Raw genomic sequence first — 17,400 nt, forward strand, 5'->3', positions numbered from 1 at the left:
TCGACAGCTCCCACAGGGGATTGGTGGTGGATCCGGGATTTCGGTCTGGATGAAGATCAATGTGGGAGCTGTCGAGCCCCAGCGAGGCTGCGATGGCGGTGGATCAGGCGCTGATGATGCTGACTGACCTATCGCTATCGCGAGCAAGCCCGCTCCCACATCAGTTATGCGGCACCTTCGACACCTTCAAATGCCGCGCATACCAGGGACGCCTGGGGACCTTGCGAAACAGCTGTGTGAGCTGGTCGTCATCCGCACCAAAGGTGATACGCAGCGCCAGCTTCATGGTTTCCGGATCCATCTCCACCGACTTGCCCATCTGTAATCCTGGCGTGGTGCTGCAACCGTGAGTCACCGGGCCCAGCCAGGGATCCGCCACTTCCACCCAGTGCCCAGGCGCAAACCAAGGTACGCCATTGACTTCGAGGCGACTGACTGCGCCCGGGTGAAAACGCTCGTGCGCGCGAAACCAGTCCTCGATACGGTCGTCGATCCAGCCATGGAAATACCAGAACACCGGGTTCACATGCGAGGAAAACGGGTCGCCGAGAAAATCGTTTTGCGCCGCATACCACCGAGCGGCGAAGTCCGCCGGATCACGGGCAAACGGCACCGGGGCGCCGTTGGACGGGTCCCGTGGCACTGAGGCCCAGCGCATGTGCAACCAATCGTGCAGACCCAGCTCTACCTCCGAACCAAACTGCCCCAGGGTGAGCTTGGCCAGATAGCGCGGGTCGCGATACTGCGATTCCCAGACCTGGAAATTACTGTGGTAGGTCTCAGTCGTCTTGATGTCACTGACCCACTGGGTGTAATCACTGTCACCACTGGCCAGCCAGGTTGGCGGCAGCGCAAAACCGTCATGGTTGTCGAAGTAGCGGGCAAAGCCCTGGCGATCACGCTCAAGCTCTGGCTGCGGCGCGGGGAAGCGCGGCCAGGACGGCAGATCCTGCATCGAGCGCGCCGTGCCCAGCATGTGCCGATGCATGAAAAAGAAGTCGATGCCTGAACCGTTGCGGTCTTTGCGCGGACCACGGGCATCTCGCTCCTGATCCCGCGGCCCGGGCTGCCAGCCAATACCGCGCAAGGCATCGCGCTTGTCTTCAGCGAGCTTGTGCCACTGATCGCGAGAGGCGTGCCAGAGCTGGTGGAACAGGCGATGCTCTGGCGCGATCAGCCAGGCCATCAATGCCTGATTCAAGCCAATACGCTCCCGAGCCTCGGGAAACAGTTGTTTGGTGGCAACAAAACGACTGTCCAGTTCGGGCAGCGCCAACGGTCGATCCAGACGCAGGATTTGCCCGCTGAGGGTGCCGCTGCCGGCATTGCCGAAATCTGCCCAGACCTCATCCAACGTCATTTTGAGCTCATAAGCCGGCACGCCACCAGGCGATTCGCGGTCTATCAGGCGCCAATACAATTCAGCGCCATTACCCGACACCAAATCACCCATCACCTGATAACGCGGCTCAGCATCGGCACGCAACCGTTCGCCAGTATCAAGATAACCACGCAACCCGCGCCCACGCGGGGCAATATCAAGAAACAACTCCAACCCCTCAAGCGGCAGGCCGTGGAGCCCGCCATCACCGCCTTCGAAACGCAGGCTCCAGACACCTCGCAGGGAATCGGCCAGGCGCTGGCCAGCCGTGTCGGCCAGATCAACCGTCGCTTCCTCCGGCGTGATCGGAAACTCTTCACGCGTCAACTCGCGATGGGCATAAAAGGCCGCAGGCACTGCGGCGCCCGTCAGCGCCAGGCCTGCGATGAACCCTCGTCGAGAAATCGTCATTTTCCTACCTGTGTTGTCCCGCCTGGTTTGCCCGGCCGGAATCAGCCATGAAGCAGGCTTTATCCAAGCTAGAACGTTTGTTGCCACGGGAAATTTACCGCCACGGGCGTGCCGCCTAAATTTCCCGTTCTATCGCTCGTTCTTCCCAGATAGCAAAGGCCCTTGCGCCTGCACTTCGACGGCGAACCGACTGAGATGGCAATGACAAAACCACGTTCAAGAAAGGCTCTTTACATTGGCCTGCCGCTGGCATTGGCCATTGGCGCCGGGGCAGGTTTTCTGGTCTGGGACCACTGGTTCAGGGGCAACGCCGGTTACCCGCTGGAGGTGATCAAGCAAGCCAATGAATTGCAGGATCGCTTGCTGTCCTTCGACAGTCACATCTCAGTGCCGCTGAATTTCGGCACCCACGGACACGAAGCCGACAAAGACGGCGACGGTCAGTTCGACCTGGTCAAGGCCAACCGAGGGCGCCTGTCCGGGGCCGCCCTGACTATCTTCGGCTGGCCCGAGATGTGGAACGGCGACAATGCCCCCCATCGCCCCACCGCAGGCTTTGTCGAAGAAGCGCGTAACCAGCAAGAGGTGCGCTACAAAATCATTTCCGGGATGGTCCGTGACTTCCCCAATCAGGTAGCCATTGCCTATACCCCGGACGACTTGCGACGCCTGCACGGCGAAGGCAAGTTCGCCATTTTTATCAGCATGCTCAATGCCTACCCTTTGGGTAACGACCTCAATCTGTTGGATATGTGGGCCGCACGCGGTATGCGCATGTTCGGCTTCAGTTACATCGGCAATAACAGTTGGGCCGACTCCTCACGCCCACTGCCGTTTTTCAACGATTCCCCCGATGCCCTCAACGGCCTCTCGGACATCGGCCAACAGGCTGTGCATCGGCTCAATGACTTGGGCGTCATCATCGACGTCTCGCAGATGTCGACCAAGGCCCTGGAACAAGTCGCGCAACTGAGCCGCACACCGATGGTGGCCTCGCACTCAGCGCCACAGGCCGCGGTGGATATCCCGCGCAACCTCAGCGACAAAGAGATGCAACTGATCAAGAACAGCGGCGGCGTGGTCCAGGTCGTTGGGTTCTCCCAATACCTGCGTCCACTGACCCAGGCCACCCAGGACAAGCTCAATAGCTTGCGCGCACGTTTCGACCTGCCGCCGTTGCCGAACCTGGCCATGGCGCTGATGCCGGGCGACCCGATCATCGCCGCCTGGCCTGAACAGAAGTTTGGCCAATACGCCAGCGGCCTGTATTCGATCCTTGAAGAAGAGCCCAAGGCCAGTCTCAAAGACTACGGCGACGCCATCGACTACACCGTACGCAAAATCGGTATCGACCACGTCGGCATTGCCTCTGACTTCAACGAAGGGGGCGGCGTCAAGGGCTGGGACAACGTGAGCGAGATTCGCAACGTGACCGCCGAACTGATTTCCCGTGGCTACTCCGAAGCCGATATCGCCAAGCTGTGGGGCGGCAACTTCCTGCGGGTCTGGGACCAGGTGCAAAAAGCCGCCCAGCCGGTGACCGACCGCTGATTACCTCCCCCTTTTGCTGACAAGTGAACCGAACACATGACTGATCGTCGTACGTTTCTCAAACAGGCCGGGATACTCGCCGCCGGCCTACCTCTGGGCACCGCTGTCCTGAATCAGCATGTATTGGCGAGCACTGCGACGCCCGTGCCCGAGGAAAAATGGGCGCAATTGCGCCAGTTGTTCACCCAAGACCCGGACTACATCCACTTTTCCAATTTCCTGGTCACCTCCCACCCCAAGCCCGTGCGCGATGCGATCGACCTGCACCGTGCACGAATCGACCGCAACCCCGGCCTGGCCATGGACTGGGACTTGCAGGAAGCCTGGAAACGCGAAGCCCAGGTGCGTGACTGGGCGGGCCGTTACCTGCAAGCCAAACCGGGGCAGATTGCCTTGACCGGCAGCACCACCGAAGGGCTGGCGATGATCTACGGCGGCATTCATGTGCGTCCGGACCAAGAGATTCTGACCACGGTTCACGAGCATTACTCCACCGAATTCACCCTCGACTACCGGGTGAAAAAGGAAGGCACCCAAGTACGCAAGATCAAGCTATTCAAGGACGCCCACCGGATTTCGGTGGATGAAGTGCTCAGTGCGATCAAAAGCAATATCCGCCCCAACACCCGGGTACTGGGCATGACCTGGGTGCAATCGGGCAGCGGCGTGAAACTGCCCATCGGCGAAATCGGCAAGCTGGTGGAAGAACTCAACCGCAGCCGCGACGAGAAAGACCGCATTCTCTACGTGGTCGACGGTGTACACGGCTTCGGCGTGGAAGACCTGAGTTTCCCGCAGATGCACTGCGACTTTTTCATCGCCGGCACCCATAAATGGATGTTCGGACCACGTGGCACCGGGATCATCTGTGCCCGCTCCGAAGAGCTCAAGGACGTGACCCCGACGGTGCCGACCTTCTCCGAAGACACCAATTTTGCCACCACCATGTCACCTGGCGGCTACCACGCCTTCGAACATCGCTGGGCCTTGAACGAAGCCTTCAAGTTGCACCTGCAACTGGGCAAAGCCGACGTGCAGACCCGTATCCATGGGCTCAACAGTTACTTGAAAGAGCGTCTGCTGGCCCATCCGCAGATCGAACTGGTGACGCCCACCAGCCCCGAACTTTCGGCAGGTTTCACCTTCTTCCGGGTCAAGGAACAAAGCAGTGACAAAGTGGCGGCCTACCTCATGGAAAACCGCGTGGTCAGCGACGCAGTACACCGTGACGCCGGCCCGGTGATCCGCACCGCACCGGGATTGCTGAATACCGAGAGCGAAGTCGATCGCTTCATGACCCTGCTTGGCAAAAAACTCTGATACCGCCCTTGAGCGCTGACCTTTCCTATCGAGACGACTTATGACTTGCACTCTCACCACCTCGACGCGTTCCCTCAAGCCCCTGGCAGCACTGGTCGCAGCCCTGTGCCTGCTGCCAGGCCTGGCCGCAGCAGCCACCACAGCGCAGCAGCCAGGCAAGGTTTTCAAAGACTGCAAGGACTGCCCGGAAATGGTCGTGTTGCCGGCAGGCACCTTCACCATGGGCACCCCGGACGATGAAATCGGCCACGAGCCTGACGAAAGCCCGCAGCACCCAGTGACCTTTGCCAAACCCTTCGCCATCAGCCGTTTCCAGGTACTGGCAGGTGAATTCAAGGCCTACCAGAATGAAACCGGCGCCCGCCTCAATGACTTCGATGTACGCCCCGGTCGCCGCTGCACCAATGGCAAGCCGAGCTACCCCCAGGAGTCACAGCAACCTGCGGTGTGCATGAACCTGGCCGAAGCCCAGGCTTATATTGCCTGGCTGTCGAACAAGACCGGCAAGCAGTACCGCCTGGTAAGCGAAGCCGTGCGCGAGTACGCCGCTCGTGGCGGCAACCCAGGCCCGTTTCCGTTCCCGTTCGATGAAGGCAAGAACTATCAGATCTCCAAACACGCCAACACTTACGGCCCGACCGATGGCTATACCTACACCAACCCAGCCAAGGCCTTCGCACCTAATGCCTTTGGTGTCTACAACATGCACGGCAACGTCTCCGAGTGGGTTGCCGACTGCTATCACCCAAACTACGTCGGCGCCCCTGCTGACGGCAGTGCCTGGGTCGAGAAGAGTTGTGAGCTGCAAAGCATTCGCGGCAACGACTACCTTGAAGCACCGGTCTTCTCGCGCTCCGGCAACCGCAACAACATGTACCCCAACGAGAGCGGCGACTGGTTGGGCTTTCGCGTAGAACGCGACCTCTGATCCTGCCACCGGACCGCGGCCTTTTGCGGTCCTTTAAATAAACCGCCAGGCCATTCGTTTTGGTTATTAGCGGCCCTATTTTCTTCTCCTGGCAGGAAACCTCCATGAACAAGCCAACACGCGGGGCAATCAAAGAATTGCTCGCTCTGCTCAAGCCCTTCCGCCTGATCGTCTGCGTCTCCATCGTGCTCGGCATGATCGGCGGCCTGAGCGTGACCGTGTTGCTAGCCACCATCAACAATGCCCTGCATGCCCCCGAAGGCCTGACCCAGACCGTCATCGCCGTGTTCGCCGGCCTATGCCTGCTGGCGCTGGCCAGTTCAATCCTCTCGGACATCGGTACTAACTATGTGGGCCAGCACATCATTGCCAGGCTGCGTAAAGAGCTGGGAGAAAAGGTCCTGTCGACCCCCATCGAGCAGATTGAGCGCTATCGCACTCACCGCTTGATTCCGGTACTGACCCATGACGTCGACACCATCAGCGACTTTGCCTTTGCCTTCGCCCCGCTGGCGATTTCCCTGACGGTGGTCCTGGGTTGCCTGGGTTACCTGGCGATGTTGTCGTGGCCGATGTTTGTGATGATTCTGGTCGCTATCGGCATCGGCAGCGTGGTCCAGTCGATTGCCCGGGCCCGTGGCATCAAGGGTTTCATCGCCGCACGCGAAGCCGAAGACGAACTGCAAAAACATTACAACGCGATTGCCGAAGGGGCCAAGGAACTGCGCATTCACCGACCCCGCCGCCAGCGTATGTTCACCTTGGGGATCCAGCGTACCGCCAACTCCATTCGCGACACGCAGATCAGCTCAATCAACACCTTTATCATCGCCAAGAGCTTCGGTTCGATGCTGTTCTTTGTGGTCATCGGGCTGGCCCTGACCCTGCAATCGCAATGGCCAAGCACCGATAAGACGGTCATGAGCGGCTTTGTCCTGGTCCTGCTGTACATGAAAGGCCCGCTGGAACACCTGATCGGCACCTTGCCGATCATCAGTCGCGCCCAGATCGCCTTCCGGCGCATCGCAGAACTGGGCGAACAGTTCTCGTCACCCGAGCCGCACTTGCTGCTCAGCGACAAGGGCGCCCCTGCTACACCCGTAAAGACTCTGGAGCTGAACAATGTCAGCTACACGTTCCCGGCCGCCGAAGGCAGCGCACCCTTCCGTCTTGGCCCGGTGAACCTGAAGATCAACCAGGGCGATATCACCTTTATCGTCGGTGAAAATGGTTGCGGGAAAACCACGCTGATCAAATTGCTGCTGGGGCTGTATGCCCCGCAACAGGGGGACATTACCCTCAATGGCGCCACGATTGATGCGGCCAACCGCGACGACTACCGTCAATTATTCACCACGATTTTTGCCGACTACTACCTGTTCGATGACATTGTCCAGGGCGACCAACACATCCCGGACGATGCCAACCGTTACCTGGAACGCCTGGAAATCGCGCATAAGGTCAGCGTGCGCGACGGCAACTTCACCACCACCGATCTTTCCACCGGCCAACGTAAACGCCTGGCGCTGGTCAACGCCTGGATGGAAGAGCGTCCGGTTCTGGTATTCGACGAATGGGCAGCCGATCAGGACCCGACCTTCCGCCGAATTTTCTACACCGAACTGCTGCCGGATCTCAAACGTCTGGGCAAGACGATCATCGTGATTTCCCATGATGACCGTTATTTCGATATCGCCGACCAACTGGTGCGCATGGAGAGCGGCCGGGTGATGACTCAGGCGCAACCCGCATGACAACGACCTGAAAAAGTTGTGCACGTCTTGCGATTTGCTTCACCCCAAACTTAAAAAAATAACTCTCTGCCCCTTACAGACTAGGTAAAAAAATGACAAGGCCCGCTCTTCGACAAATGAACCCGTATGTCAAAGCCATTGTGATGTCTCACGCCCTGAGCAAGCATTTCTCCCTCACCACCCTGAGCCTGGCCATGGCCATGGCGCTGCCCCTGGCGGCACATGCGCAGGAGCAGGCGGTGAACTTCAATATCCCGCAGCAACCACTGGCCAATGCCTTGCAGACATTCGGCCAGCAGTCGTCGGTACAGGTGCTGTACAGCCCGGATGATATTCAGGGGTTAAGCAGCACTCGCCTCAGCGGTACGTTCAGTGCGCAAGAGGGGCTGGCAAAGCTGTTGCAAAATACCGGCGTCAATTACAGCTTCCAGGGTAATGCCGTGAGCATTAGCCGCAAATCCGGGGATGCCCTGGAACTGGCTCCAACCAGTGTCGTGGGGCAAGCCGGCCTGGGCGTCAACACCGAAAACACCCGCTCCTACACCACCGGCGCGGTGACCATCGGCAAGAGCGAACGCAGCCTCAAAGAGATCCCGCAAACCGTTACGGTGCTAACTGCCCAACGCATCAAGGATCAAAACATCACCACCCTCAACGACGTCTACGGCCTCGTTCCAGGGGTGGTCACCTACGGTGCCCTCAACGGCGACAACCAACCGTACGCCCGTGGCTTCGAGATCGACAACTTCCAGATCAACGGCATTCCGATCCCGGCCGGCACCAGCACCGGTATCACCTCGCTGAACTGGTCAGACCTGATCTCCTATGAGCGCGTGGAAGTCCTCAAAGGCTCGGCCGGGCTGTTCCAGGGTGCGGGTTCGCCAGGAGGTGCGATCAACCTGGTGCGCAAGCGCGCCAGCAGCGACTTCAAGCTGAGCACCGTGACCCAGGCCGGGACCTGGGACAACTACCGCCAGGAAGTCGATGTTCAGGGCGCACTCAACGAAGAAAAAACCCTGCGTGGCCGTCTGGCAACCTCCTACAACACGCGTCGTTATTTCTATGACGGTGGCAAGAGCAAACGGGCATCGACCTACGGCGTACTGGAATTCGACCTCAACCCGGATACCTTGCTGAGCGCCGGCTTCACTTATCAGAATGCCGATAACCGCTCGACCATGGACTGGGGCCTGCCGGGCTACAAGGACGGTTCGAAGATCGACTTCAAACGCTCGACCAACCTCAGTTCGCCGTCGGACTATAACGACGTCGAGTCGACCCAGTACTTCTTCGAAGCCAAGCATCAGCTCAATGACGACTGGAAGGCCACCCTGGCCACCAACTACACCCGGTTCAACCTGGATGCCCTGTACAGCAACACCGGCGGCCAGATCGACCCGATCGACAATTCAGGCGCCTACAACTGGGCCGAGGGCCGTGGCGAAAACAACTACCAGTACAACACCGATCTGTTCCTCAACGGCAACTTCGACATGCTGGGCCATCGCAGCGAAGCGATTCTGGGCGCCAATATCTCCCACAGCAAGCGGGTCGCCGGGCGTTATGACGTTACCAACTACAATGGGGCCTACGACTTCATCCCGGATATTCTGAATTTCACGCCCCCCAAATATGCCCGCACCAACAAGTACCGCACCACCACCTCGACCCTGGACCAGCAAGGCCTGTACGGTTCCCTGCGGGTCAATGTGTTCGAGCCGCTGGACGTAATCGTCGGTGCGCGTGTCAGTTGGTTTGATTACAAGCAGGACCAGCGCAACGAACTGAACGGCCGGCACGTCAAGAGCGACATGCAGACCAACGCCAAGGTGGTGCCATTCTATGGCCTGGTCTATGCGCTGAACCCCAACTGGTCGACGTATGTCAGCTACGCGGAGATCTTCACCCCGCAACTTAACGTCGAAACCGTTGACGGCAGTGCCCTGACACCGCGCTCCGGTGATACCTACGAACTGGGCCTCAAAGGCGAGTTGTACGGCGGTACGCTGAACACCAACTTCGCCATCTTCCGCACCACCTACTCCGGCCTTGCCCAGCGCGATCCGAACCAGCCAACCACCTGCAATTGCTATGTGGCAGGGGGCAAAGTCCGCTCCCAAGGCTTTGAAGCCGAGATCACTGGCAGGGTCATGCCTGGCCTGGACCTGACCGCTGGCTACACCTACAACACCAGCGAGTACGTCAATAACCCGAATAACCCGGACCTGGAAGGCACCACATTCCAGACCTCCATGCCCGAACACATGCTGCGTACCTGGGCCAACTATCAGTTGCAAGGTGAGTACTCGAAGTGGCAGATCGGCGCAGGCACGACCATCCAAAGTGGTGTTTATGGCCGCCATGTGGGTGGCAACGTCGGCAAAGGGATCAAGAATGAGACGGGTGGCTATGCCATCTACAACGCACGCATTGGCTACGACGTAAACAAGAACGTCAATCTGTCGGTCAATATCGAAAACATCTTTGACCGCACGTATTACTCACAGACGGGCACCATCGAGAGCAACAGCTACTACGGCAACCCGCGCAACATGATGTTCACCATGCGCACCAACTTCTAAGCACTCACCCCGGACAGGCACCCTGCCTGTCCGGGTTTTCCCTTCCCGTTGCACACGTGTCACCCCGTGCAGGGCTGACTGTTCACGCCTTGGCCCAAGCACCGCGCGCCCAGCAGCGCCGACACCAGCACCACCGCCCCCGCCACCAGCGCCACCCAGAACCCGCTGGGAGCACCGAAGCGGTCGATCATCCAGCCAGAACTCGCCGCCCCCAGTGCCACGCCGATACTCAAGCCGGTGATCAGCCACGTCATGCCTTCGGTCAGGCGACTGGCCGGCACGACTTTTTCCACCAGGGCCATGGACACAATCAGTGTTGGGGCAAAGAACAGCCCGGAGACGAATATCGCCAGCGACAACCCGAGAATATCCACCACCCACAACAACGGCAGCGTGGTCAGGGCCGTGGCCAGGCCGCAGAACAGGAACTGGCGGTGCAATGGCATCGTCAACCGCAGGGCACCGAAGGCCAACCCGGCCAGGCACGAGCCAATGGCATACACCGACAGCACGATACTGGCGGCAGCCGGCTGGCCCTGGTGCTCGGCAAACGCCACGCTGACGACGTCCACCACGCCAACGATAGTCCCCATGGCCATTAACAGCAGCATCAGCACCAACACTTTGGGTGAGGCGATCAACCAGCGCCCCTGAGGGCCATGATGCGCATGGACCGGTGGTTCGGTCTGTTTTTGCAGGACAAAGGTGCCGACCCCTGCCGCCAACAGGATCGCCCCCACCAGCGGACCCGCCTCGGGAAACAGCAGCACGCTCAACCCCACCGACAACGGCGGCCCGAGGATAAAGCACACTTCATCGAGCACCGACTCCAGGGCAAACGCGGTTTGCAGCTTCGGCTGGCCACGGTACAACTCGCTCCAGCGCGCCCGCACCATGGCCGACATACTGGGCATGCAGCCGGCCATGGCGGCGAACACAAACAGCGTCCAGTCCGGCGCCTGCAGACGGGTGCAGAGCAACAGCAACAGCAACGCTCCACCACCTAATGCGGCGGCCAATGGCAACACTCGGCCCTGGCCATAACGGTCTACCAGCCGCGACACCTGGGGTGCGCAAAACGCCGTGGCCAAGGCAAAAGTCGCCGCCACTGCTCCGGCCAAGCCATAGCCGCCACGGACCTGGGACAACATGGTGATCACGCCGATCCCGGTCATGGAAATCGGCATACGCGCGAGCATGCCGGCCGCTACAAATGCCTTCGAACCTGGCGCCTGGAACAGCTCGGCGTAGGGGTTTGCCATGGTGCGTGACCTCTTGCTGGGAGCCCTGGAGCTTGCTATTCGATGCAATCCGGGCAAAAGATATACGATGCGTATGTGACAAATCATGAGTAACATACGCAGCGTATGTCAACCACTCACCCGCAGATAACGAGCGTTTCCCATGAGCCGAGCCCGCGCCGAGATGATCGAAGAAACCCGCGCCCGCCTGCTTGCCAGTGCCCGCCAGGCCTTTGCTACCCAAGGTTATGCCAATACGTCGATGGATGATTTCACCGCCCGCGCCGGCCTCACCCGAGGTGCGTTGTACCATCACTTTGGCGACAAAAAAGGCTTATTGGCCGCCGTGGTCGCGCAACTCGACCGCGAAATGGATGAGCGCCTGCAACAGATCAGTGACCAGGCCGACAACCCCTGGGACGGTTTTTGCGAGCGCTGCCGTGCCTATCTGCGTATGGCCCAGGACCCCGAGATCCAGCGCATTGTGCTGCAAGATACACCGGCGGTACTGGGCGAAAATGTGGGCGCCCAGCAGCAATGCATCGAATCACTGCGCGACCTGCTGGAGGGGTTGATGCAAGCCGGGGTGATCGAACAGGCTCCCAGCCTGGCGCTGGCGCGGTTGATCAATGGCAGCCTGGTGGATACGGCGCAATGGATTGCCCACGATGCACAGCCGGATGAGCGCCTGGAGCAGGCGCTGCAAGGTCTGGATTTGCTGCTGCGGGGCTTGCAACCACGGCGCTAGGTACGCCGCAACAACAGCGCTGCCACCGCACACAACGTCAACGCCACACACGCCAGGTAGAATGCATCGCTGTAAGCCATCAAGAAAGCCTGGTGCCGCACCCCCAGGTCCAGCAACCCCAGCACTTGCTGGTGCTCCGGCCATTGCTCCTGCAGCAAACCACCGCCCGGCAAGCGTTGCTGCAAGGCCGGTTCGAAAATGCTCAGCGACTCACCGATCCGCGCCGAATGCACCTGCTCGCGCACCACCACCAGCTGTGCCAGCAAAGCCGTGCCGACCGCACCGCCCAGGTTGCGCAACATCGAGAACACCGCCGAGGCCGAGCCCGACTCGGCCTTGGCCAACCCATGGACCGCCAGCACCGACAGCGCGACCATGATCAGCGGCTGGCCAATACCTCGCACCACAATCGAAGGAATGATCACGTTACTGGCGCTGTCTGCCGACAGGTGTGCGCCCATCCAACAGCCCAACGCCATGATCGCAAAACCCGAGGCGACCAGGACCTTGGCGCTCAACCACTTCATCAGCCGTGGCAGAAACGGCGCCAACACCAGTTGCACCAGGCCATAGGCAATCAGGCTGACGCCAATTTCGCTGGCGTTATAGCCCTGCATCTGGGACAGGTAGTTGGGTACCAGAAACACCAGGCCATAGGTGCTGGCGCCGAAGATAAACATCGCCACGCTGGCCACGCCAAAGTTGTAGTGCGCCAATAGCCGCAAGTTGATGAAGCTTTTGCTCCCCCACAATTGGCGGCCGATAAACCCTGCCAGCCCGACCATCGCCACCAGGCTCATCCACACAATAAAAGACGAACCGAACCAATCCTTGCGTCCGCCCTCCTCCAGCACAATCTGCAACGCCCCCAGCCCCAGCACCATGCACGCGATGCCCAGCCAGTCACCCCGGCGCAACAGCCCAAGGTTCATCGGCTGGCGATCGATGGACCAGGCCACGGCCGCCAACAGCGCGATGCCGGGGAACAGTTGCAGGTAGAAGATCCAGCGCCACGAATAGACATCGGTCAGCCAACCGCCAATGGAGGGCCCTGCGGCCTGGGCCACACTGTTGGCCAGGCTGAACAGCGCCATGCCCAACGGGATCTTGCTGGCCGGCAGTTCGGTGATGATCAACTGGAATGACAACGGAATCAGCACCGCCCCGGCCGCGCCCTGGACCACCCGGATGATGATCATCACCGGCAGGTTCGGCGCCATCGAGCATGCCACCGAGGCCACCAGAAATACCCCGGAACCCCACAGCATCACCCGCCGCAAGGAAAACACCTGCACCAGCCACGCGGTGAGCGGGATCATGATGATTTCCGCCACCAGATAGGCCGTGGAAATCCACGAGCCCTCTTCGAAGGTGGCCCCCAGCGCACCTTCGATTTCCGGCAGTGCGGCGCTGGTGACATGCACGTTCATCCCAGCCATGAAGCAGCCGAACAAGCCACCGATCACCGCAACCCAGGCGCGAAACGAGACCGTCGAAGTGCGCGCATCAACCGCCATGGGAACTGTCCTGCTGGCTGACCGGACGGGTATCCACCGTGGCAATCACTGACATCCCCGGCAAGATTGCGGGAGCATTCGCCTCGTCCGCGACCAGGCGGATCTTCACCGCAAAACGCTGCACGATCTTGGTGAAGTTGCCGGTGGCGTTGTCCGGCGGCAACAGGGCGAACACCGAGCCAGAACCGGGAGCGATACTTTCTACCCGACCACGCCAGCGCTGGCCGGCAAAACTGTCTACCGCGATATCCACCGATTGCCCCGGCGCCATATGTTGCAACTGGGTTTCCTTGTAGTGGGCAATCACATAGGCCTGCTCCACCGGCACCACCGCCAGCAACGGCAGGCCTGGCATCACATACTGCTGGCGACGGACCTTGCGCTGGCCCACAACCCCGTCGAACGGCGCGCGAATCGCCGTGTCATTCAAGGCATTGCGGGCCAGGGCCAGATTGGCCTGGGCCTCGCCCACCCGGGCCTGGGATTCGGCGATCTGCGCCTGCACCTGTTGGCGACGCGCCTGCAACACCTGGCACTGGGCCTGCTGCCGGGCCACTTGGGCCCGGGCTTCGGTCACCGCTGCCCGTGCCTTGGTCTGGCTGGCGCTGGCGGTTTCCAGGCGCTGGCGGGTGGAGATCTGTTGGCCCACCAGATCGCGGTAGCGCAGATAGTCCAGGCGGGCACGCTGGGCTTCGGCCTCGCTGCTGTGCAAGGCCGCCTCGGCCTGGACGATGCGTTGCTGCTGCTCGCCCAGCCTCGCATCAAGAGTGTGCAGGCTGGACTGACGTGCCGTCGCGGCTGCCCGGGCTTGCTGCAACCGGGCCTGAGTGCTGCGCAACTGTTCGATAAAGTCCCGCTCATCCAGACGCACCAGCACATCCCCGGCCTTGACTGGCTGGTTATCTTCCACCAGCACCTGGGCCACGTAGCCGGCGATGCGCGGGCTGACCGCCACCCAATCGGCGCGCACGTAGGCATCGTCGGTCTCTTCAAGGAACCGCCCCCACTGCCACCAATATCCGGCAAACAGCCCCACTCCCAGCAGCGTCACCAGTGATGCGCCCGTCAGCAGTACGCGGCGATGGCGTTGCATCAAGCCGGGAGTGGATTGCAGGATCGCGGGTTCAACAGCCTGGTTCATGGTGTGGCTCCAAGGACAGCAAGGGGTAAGGGTTGAGGTGAGTCGTCACGTTGCCAGCCGCCACCGAGCGCCTGGAACAGATCGATCTGGCGGTTGATCAAGCGCAAGTCAGCCTGGGCCAGGGTGGCCTGGAGGTTGACCAGGCTGCGCTCGCTGTCGAGCAGTTGCAGGGCATCGAGGGCACCGGCCCGATAGCTGCGGGTGGCCAGCTCGAACGCCTGCTGGCTGTTGCCCAGCGCGGCTTGCAGGGCCTGGCTTCGCTGCTGTTCGCCCTGGTACAGCGCCAGGGCTTGCTCGACCTGTTTCAAGGCGCTGAGTACCGTGCCGTCGAAACGCGCCTGGGCCTCGCGCATCTGGGCCCGGCGCTGACCCACCTGGGCCTGGGCAACGCCGCGATGAGGAAAGCGCCAGGACAGTAGCGGCCCCACGGAATACACCAGCGCCTCACTGTCCCCCAACTGGCCCAGGCTGCTTGCGGAAGACTCCAGCGCGACGCCGAACGTCACCCGTGGATACAGGTCGGCGCGTGCGACGCCAATGGCCAGCGTGGCCGCTTGCAGTTGACGTTCGGCACGACGGATATCGGCACGCCGCTGCACCAGCGCCCAGCCATCGCCCACAGGCAGCGGCGCCTGCAATTGCGGGCGTCGGGCACAGGTTTGCCGGGCCAGATCCAGCGGTGGCACACCACTGAGCACCGCCAGTTCATACACTGCCGCCTGATGGCGGGCGTTCAATATGGGCAACGGCGCACGGGCTTCCTCCAGCAGGCCATTGAGCCGCGCCAGGTCCAGCGCCGTCGCCGCCCCAGCCTTCTGCAGTTGGCGCGTGACATCGACACTGCGCTCCAACACCTGCACCGAATGACCCTGCACCTGGCTGCTGAAGGCATAAACACAGGCCTGGCCATAGGCCCGTGTGGTCTGCGCGGCCACCGTCACCCGCCATTCATCTTCCAGCGCCCGCGCCGCATCTGTATTGGCACGGGCAGCAGCCAGGCGATAACGCACCGCCCCCCACAGGTCCAGGGTGTAACTCAGGGATAATCCGGGCACATGGCTCCATTGGTCATCGGCGTGTTCACCCGTTGCCTGGGCCAGGGTCTGGTCATCTCGACTGCGGCCATAGCCCACGCCGTAGGTCAGCAAGGTCGAGGGTTGGCGCTCGCTGTCGACCTGCTCCAGGCGCGCCAGCAACGCGTCGACATGGGCGCTGGCGGCTTCAAGGTCTTTGTTGTGGATCAGGGCCTGCGCTACCAGCCGGTCCAATTGCGGGTCACGGTAAAGCTGCCACCAGCGCGCGGGCAGTGGCGGGTTTGCAGACCCGCCGGACAATTGCGGCGCTGCCTGGGCCGCCAACTGCGCTGCTGGCTCGCTGGGCAGGCCGCTACATCCGGCCAGCGCGCCCAGCAGAAGCAGGGTCAGGGCTACCGGGAGTCGATTACCAGTGGAGGGATGAACGACAAGGCTGGGCATCACAAAGCTCGCTGAAGAATGAGCTTTGCAGATTAGGCACCCGCCCTGGCGGATTCGCCCGCGCCAGGGCCATGTATCGTCGCCAAATGGACAATTGGGTTACATGAAGCAACATCAGGCCCCAGGGCGGAAATGACTCGGCGGATACCCCAGCGAACGGCGGAACATGGCGCTGAACGCACTCGGGCTCTGATAACCATGTTCCAGTGCGACCTCCAGAATCGAGGCGCCCTGGGCCAGCAACTTCAGACTCAGGGCCAGGCGCGCGCGTTTACGCCATTCGCCAAAGCTCATGCCCAGTTCCCGCTGGAAAATCCGGCTCAGGGTGCGCGCACTCATGTTCAGGGTGTCGGCCCAGGACTCCAGGCTGCTGTCATCGGATGGGTTGCGGATAAACCGCGTACACAGCCTGGCCAGCCGTGCGTCGCCGGGCACCGGTACATGCATGGCCACCACCGGCGCGGCCAGCAGTTCCATGCGGATCAGTTCCACCATTGCCGGCAGGCGTGGGTTGTTGAGCTGACCGGCGATCAGCGTGGCAGCCACGATCAGTTCCCGCAGCAGCGCTGAAACCTCAATCACCTGGCAGGTGCGACCCAGGCTCGGCTCCACCTCGGGCATGAGGAACAAGGTGCGCATATGCACCTCGCCAGCCATGCGAATTTCATGGGGCGTGCCGGCGGGCACCCACAACGCATGCCCGGACGGCACCAGCCAACTGCCTTGGGCCGTGCTGACCACCATCACCCCGGAAACACCGTGGATCAATTGCGCCTGGGCATGACAATGAGGATGGACCACTTCGTCGTTGCGGTAGTTGTCGGCATAAGCCTCAAGCCAAGGCCGGTGCACAGTTGTCATGGGCAGCGTCTCACGTCATCAAGCCTGTGATTCTAACCAAAAGCCCCCTGGCAAAAACGATAGATATAGACAGCCATCGTCGCGTTCCAGACAAGCCACTGAACGTGTGCCCTGCGCCGTCAGTCAGCTCAATGGACTCCTGAAAGAAAGGCTGGGCAGACCATGCGCATCTCGTTGGAACAACAAAACGAAACTCAAAGCGCCATCGATACCCATGGCATCATCGGCGACATGCGCAGTGCGGCACTGGTCAACGACCTGGGCAGCATCGATTTTTTCTGCTGGCCGGAATTTGACAGCTCCCACCTTTGATCTTCATTCAGACTGAAATCCCGGATCCGCCGCCAATCCCTTGTGGGAGCTGTCGAGCTTTAGCGAGGCTGCGATGGCGGCGGCACAGGCCAGCAGATGTCGCCTAATCCACCGCTATCGCAGCCTCGCCGAGGCTCGACAGCTCCCACCTTTGATCTTCATCCAGACTGAAATCCCG

The 17,400-nt window shown here is 60.9% G+C and carries 13 protein-coding genes; 7 read left to right on the forward strand and 6 right to left on the reverse strand.

Annotated features, from left to right (window positions below):
- Window positions 1-160 precede the first annotated feature (160 nt).
- A complete protein-coding gene (locus H097_RS27280; protein ID WP_032863811.1) occupies window positions 161-1,792 on the reverse strand; it encodes a hypothetical protein in 1,632 nt (543 codons plus the stop codon).
- Window positions 1,793-1,993: 201 nt separating this feature from the next.
- Between H097_RS27280 and pvdM the strand changes: the two genes are divergently transcribed.
- The 5 genes from pvdM to H097_RS27305 all read left to right on the forward strand — a co-directional run bounded on the left by pvdM (window position 1,994) and on the right by H097_RS27305 (window position 9,927).
- The gene (gene pvdM, locus H097_RS27285) at window positions 1,994-3,343 is read left to right on the forward strand and encodes a pyoverdine-tailoring dipeptidase-like protein PvdM (RefSeq protein ID WP_032863832.1); all 1,350 of its coding nucleotides are present in this window, start codon (window positions 1,994-1,996) and stop codon (window positions 3,341-3,343) included.
- Window positions 3,344-3,379: 36 nt separating this feature from the next.
- The gene (locus H097_RS27290; protein WP_032863812.1) at window positions 3,380-4,663 is read left to right on the forward strand and encodes an aminotransferase class V-fold PLP-dependent enzyme; all 1,284 of its coding nucleotides are present in this window, start codon (window positions 3,380-3,382) and stop codon (window positions 4,661-4,663) included.
- Window positions 4,664-4,703: 40 nt separating this feature from the next.
- Window positions 4,704-5,591 carry a formylglycine-generating enzyme family protein gene (locus H097_RS27295; protein ID WP_032863815.1) on the forward strand — a complete coding sequence of 296 codons (888 nt, stop codon included), beginning with the start codon at window positions 4,704-4,706 and terminating at the stop codon, window positions 5,589-5,591.
- Between the two features lie 104 nt (window positions 5,592-5,695).
- A complete protein-coding gene (locus tag H097_RS27300; RefSeq protein ID WP_032863817.1) occupies window positions 5,696-7,345 on the forward strand; it encodes a cyclic peptide export ABC transporter in 1,650 nt (549 codons plus the stop codon).
- A 143-nt stretch (window positions 7,346-7,488) separates the two neighbouring features.
- Entirely contained in the window at window positions 7,489-9,927 is a 2,439-nt protein-coding gene (locus H097_RS27305; RefSeq protein WP_162237663.1) for a TonB-dependent receptor, read from the forward strand.
- A gap of 59 nt (window positions 9,928-9,986) precedes the next feature.
- On the opposite strand, the gene H097_RS27310 is transcribed toward H097_RS27305, so the two are convergent.
- On the reverse strand, window positions 9,987-11,189 hold the full coding sequence (locus H097_RS27310) for an MFS transporter (protein WP_032863822.1): 1,203 nt from the start codon (window positions 11,187-11,189) through the stop codon (window positions 9,987-9,989).
- 142 nt (window positions 11,190-11,331) lie between these two features.
- On the opposite strand from H097_RS27310, the gene H097_RS27315 reads away from it, so the two are divergent.
- Window positions 11,332-11,916 carry a TetR/AcrR family transcriptional regulator gene (locus H097_RS27315; RefSeq protein WP_032863824.1) on the forward strand — a complete coding sequence of 195 codons (585 nt, stop codon included), beginning with the start codon at window positions 11,332-11,334 and terminating at the stop codon, window positions 11,914-11,916.
- Here the strand turns inward: H097_RS27315 and H097_RS27320 are convergent.
- The 4 genes from H097_RS27320 to H097_RS27335 all read right to left on the reverse strand — a co-directional run bounded on the left by H097_RS27320 (window position 11,913) and on the right by H097_RS27335 (window position 16,910).
- Window positions 11,913-13,433, reverse strand: coding sequence for an MDR family MFS transporter (locus tag H097_RS27320; protein WP_032863827.1), 1,521 nt, complete (start codon window positions 13,431-13,433; stop codon window positions 11,913-11,915). The two genes, H097_RS27315 and H097_RS27320, sit on opposite strands and share 4 nt — an antisense overlap.
- A complete protein-coding gene (locus H097_RS27325; protein ID WP_032863828.1) occupies window positions 13,423-14,574 on the reverse strand; it encodes an HlyD family secretion protein in 1,152 nt (383 codons plus the stop codon). Before H097_RS27325 ends, H097_RS27320 begins: the two co-directional genes overlap by 11 nt.
- Window positions 14,571-16,049: a TolC family protein gene (locus tag H097_RS27330; RefSeq protein WP_032863829.1), complete on the reverse strand. Its 1,479-nt coding sequence runs from the start codon at window positions 16,047-16,049 to the stop codon at window positions 14,571-14,573. The genes H097_RS27325 and H097_RS27330 overlap by 4 nt, the downstream gene beginning before the upstream one ends.
- Before the next feature lie 114 nt (window positions 16,050-16,163).
- A complete protein-coding gene (locus tag H097_RS27335) occupies window positions 16,164-16,910 on the reverse strand; it encodes a helix-turn-helix transcriptional regulator (protein ID WP_032863831.1) in 747 nt (248 codons plus the stop codon).
- Between the two features lie 162 nt (window positions 16,911-17,072).
- Here H097_RS27335 and H097_RS28300 point away from each other — a divergent pair, with 162 nt between their 5' ends.
- Window positions 17,073-17,222, forward strand: coding sequence for a hypothetical protein (locus H097_RS28300; protein ID WP_156356833.1), 150 nt, complete (start codon window positions 17,073-17,075; stop codon window positions 17,220-17,222).
- Window positions 17,223-17,400 lie beyond the last annotated feature (178 nt).

It is taken from the genome of Pseudomonas sp. FH4 (assembly GCF_000510915.2).
GTDB lineage: Bacteria > Pseudomonadota > Gammaproteobacteria > Pseudomonadales > Pseudomonadaceae > Aquipseudomonas > Aquipseudomonas brenneri.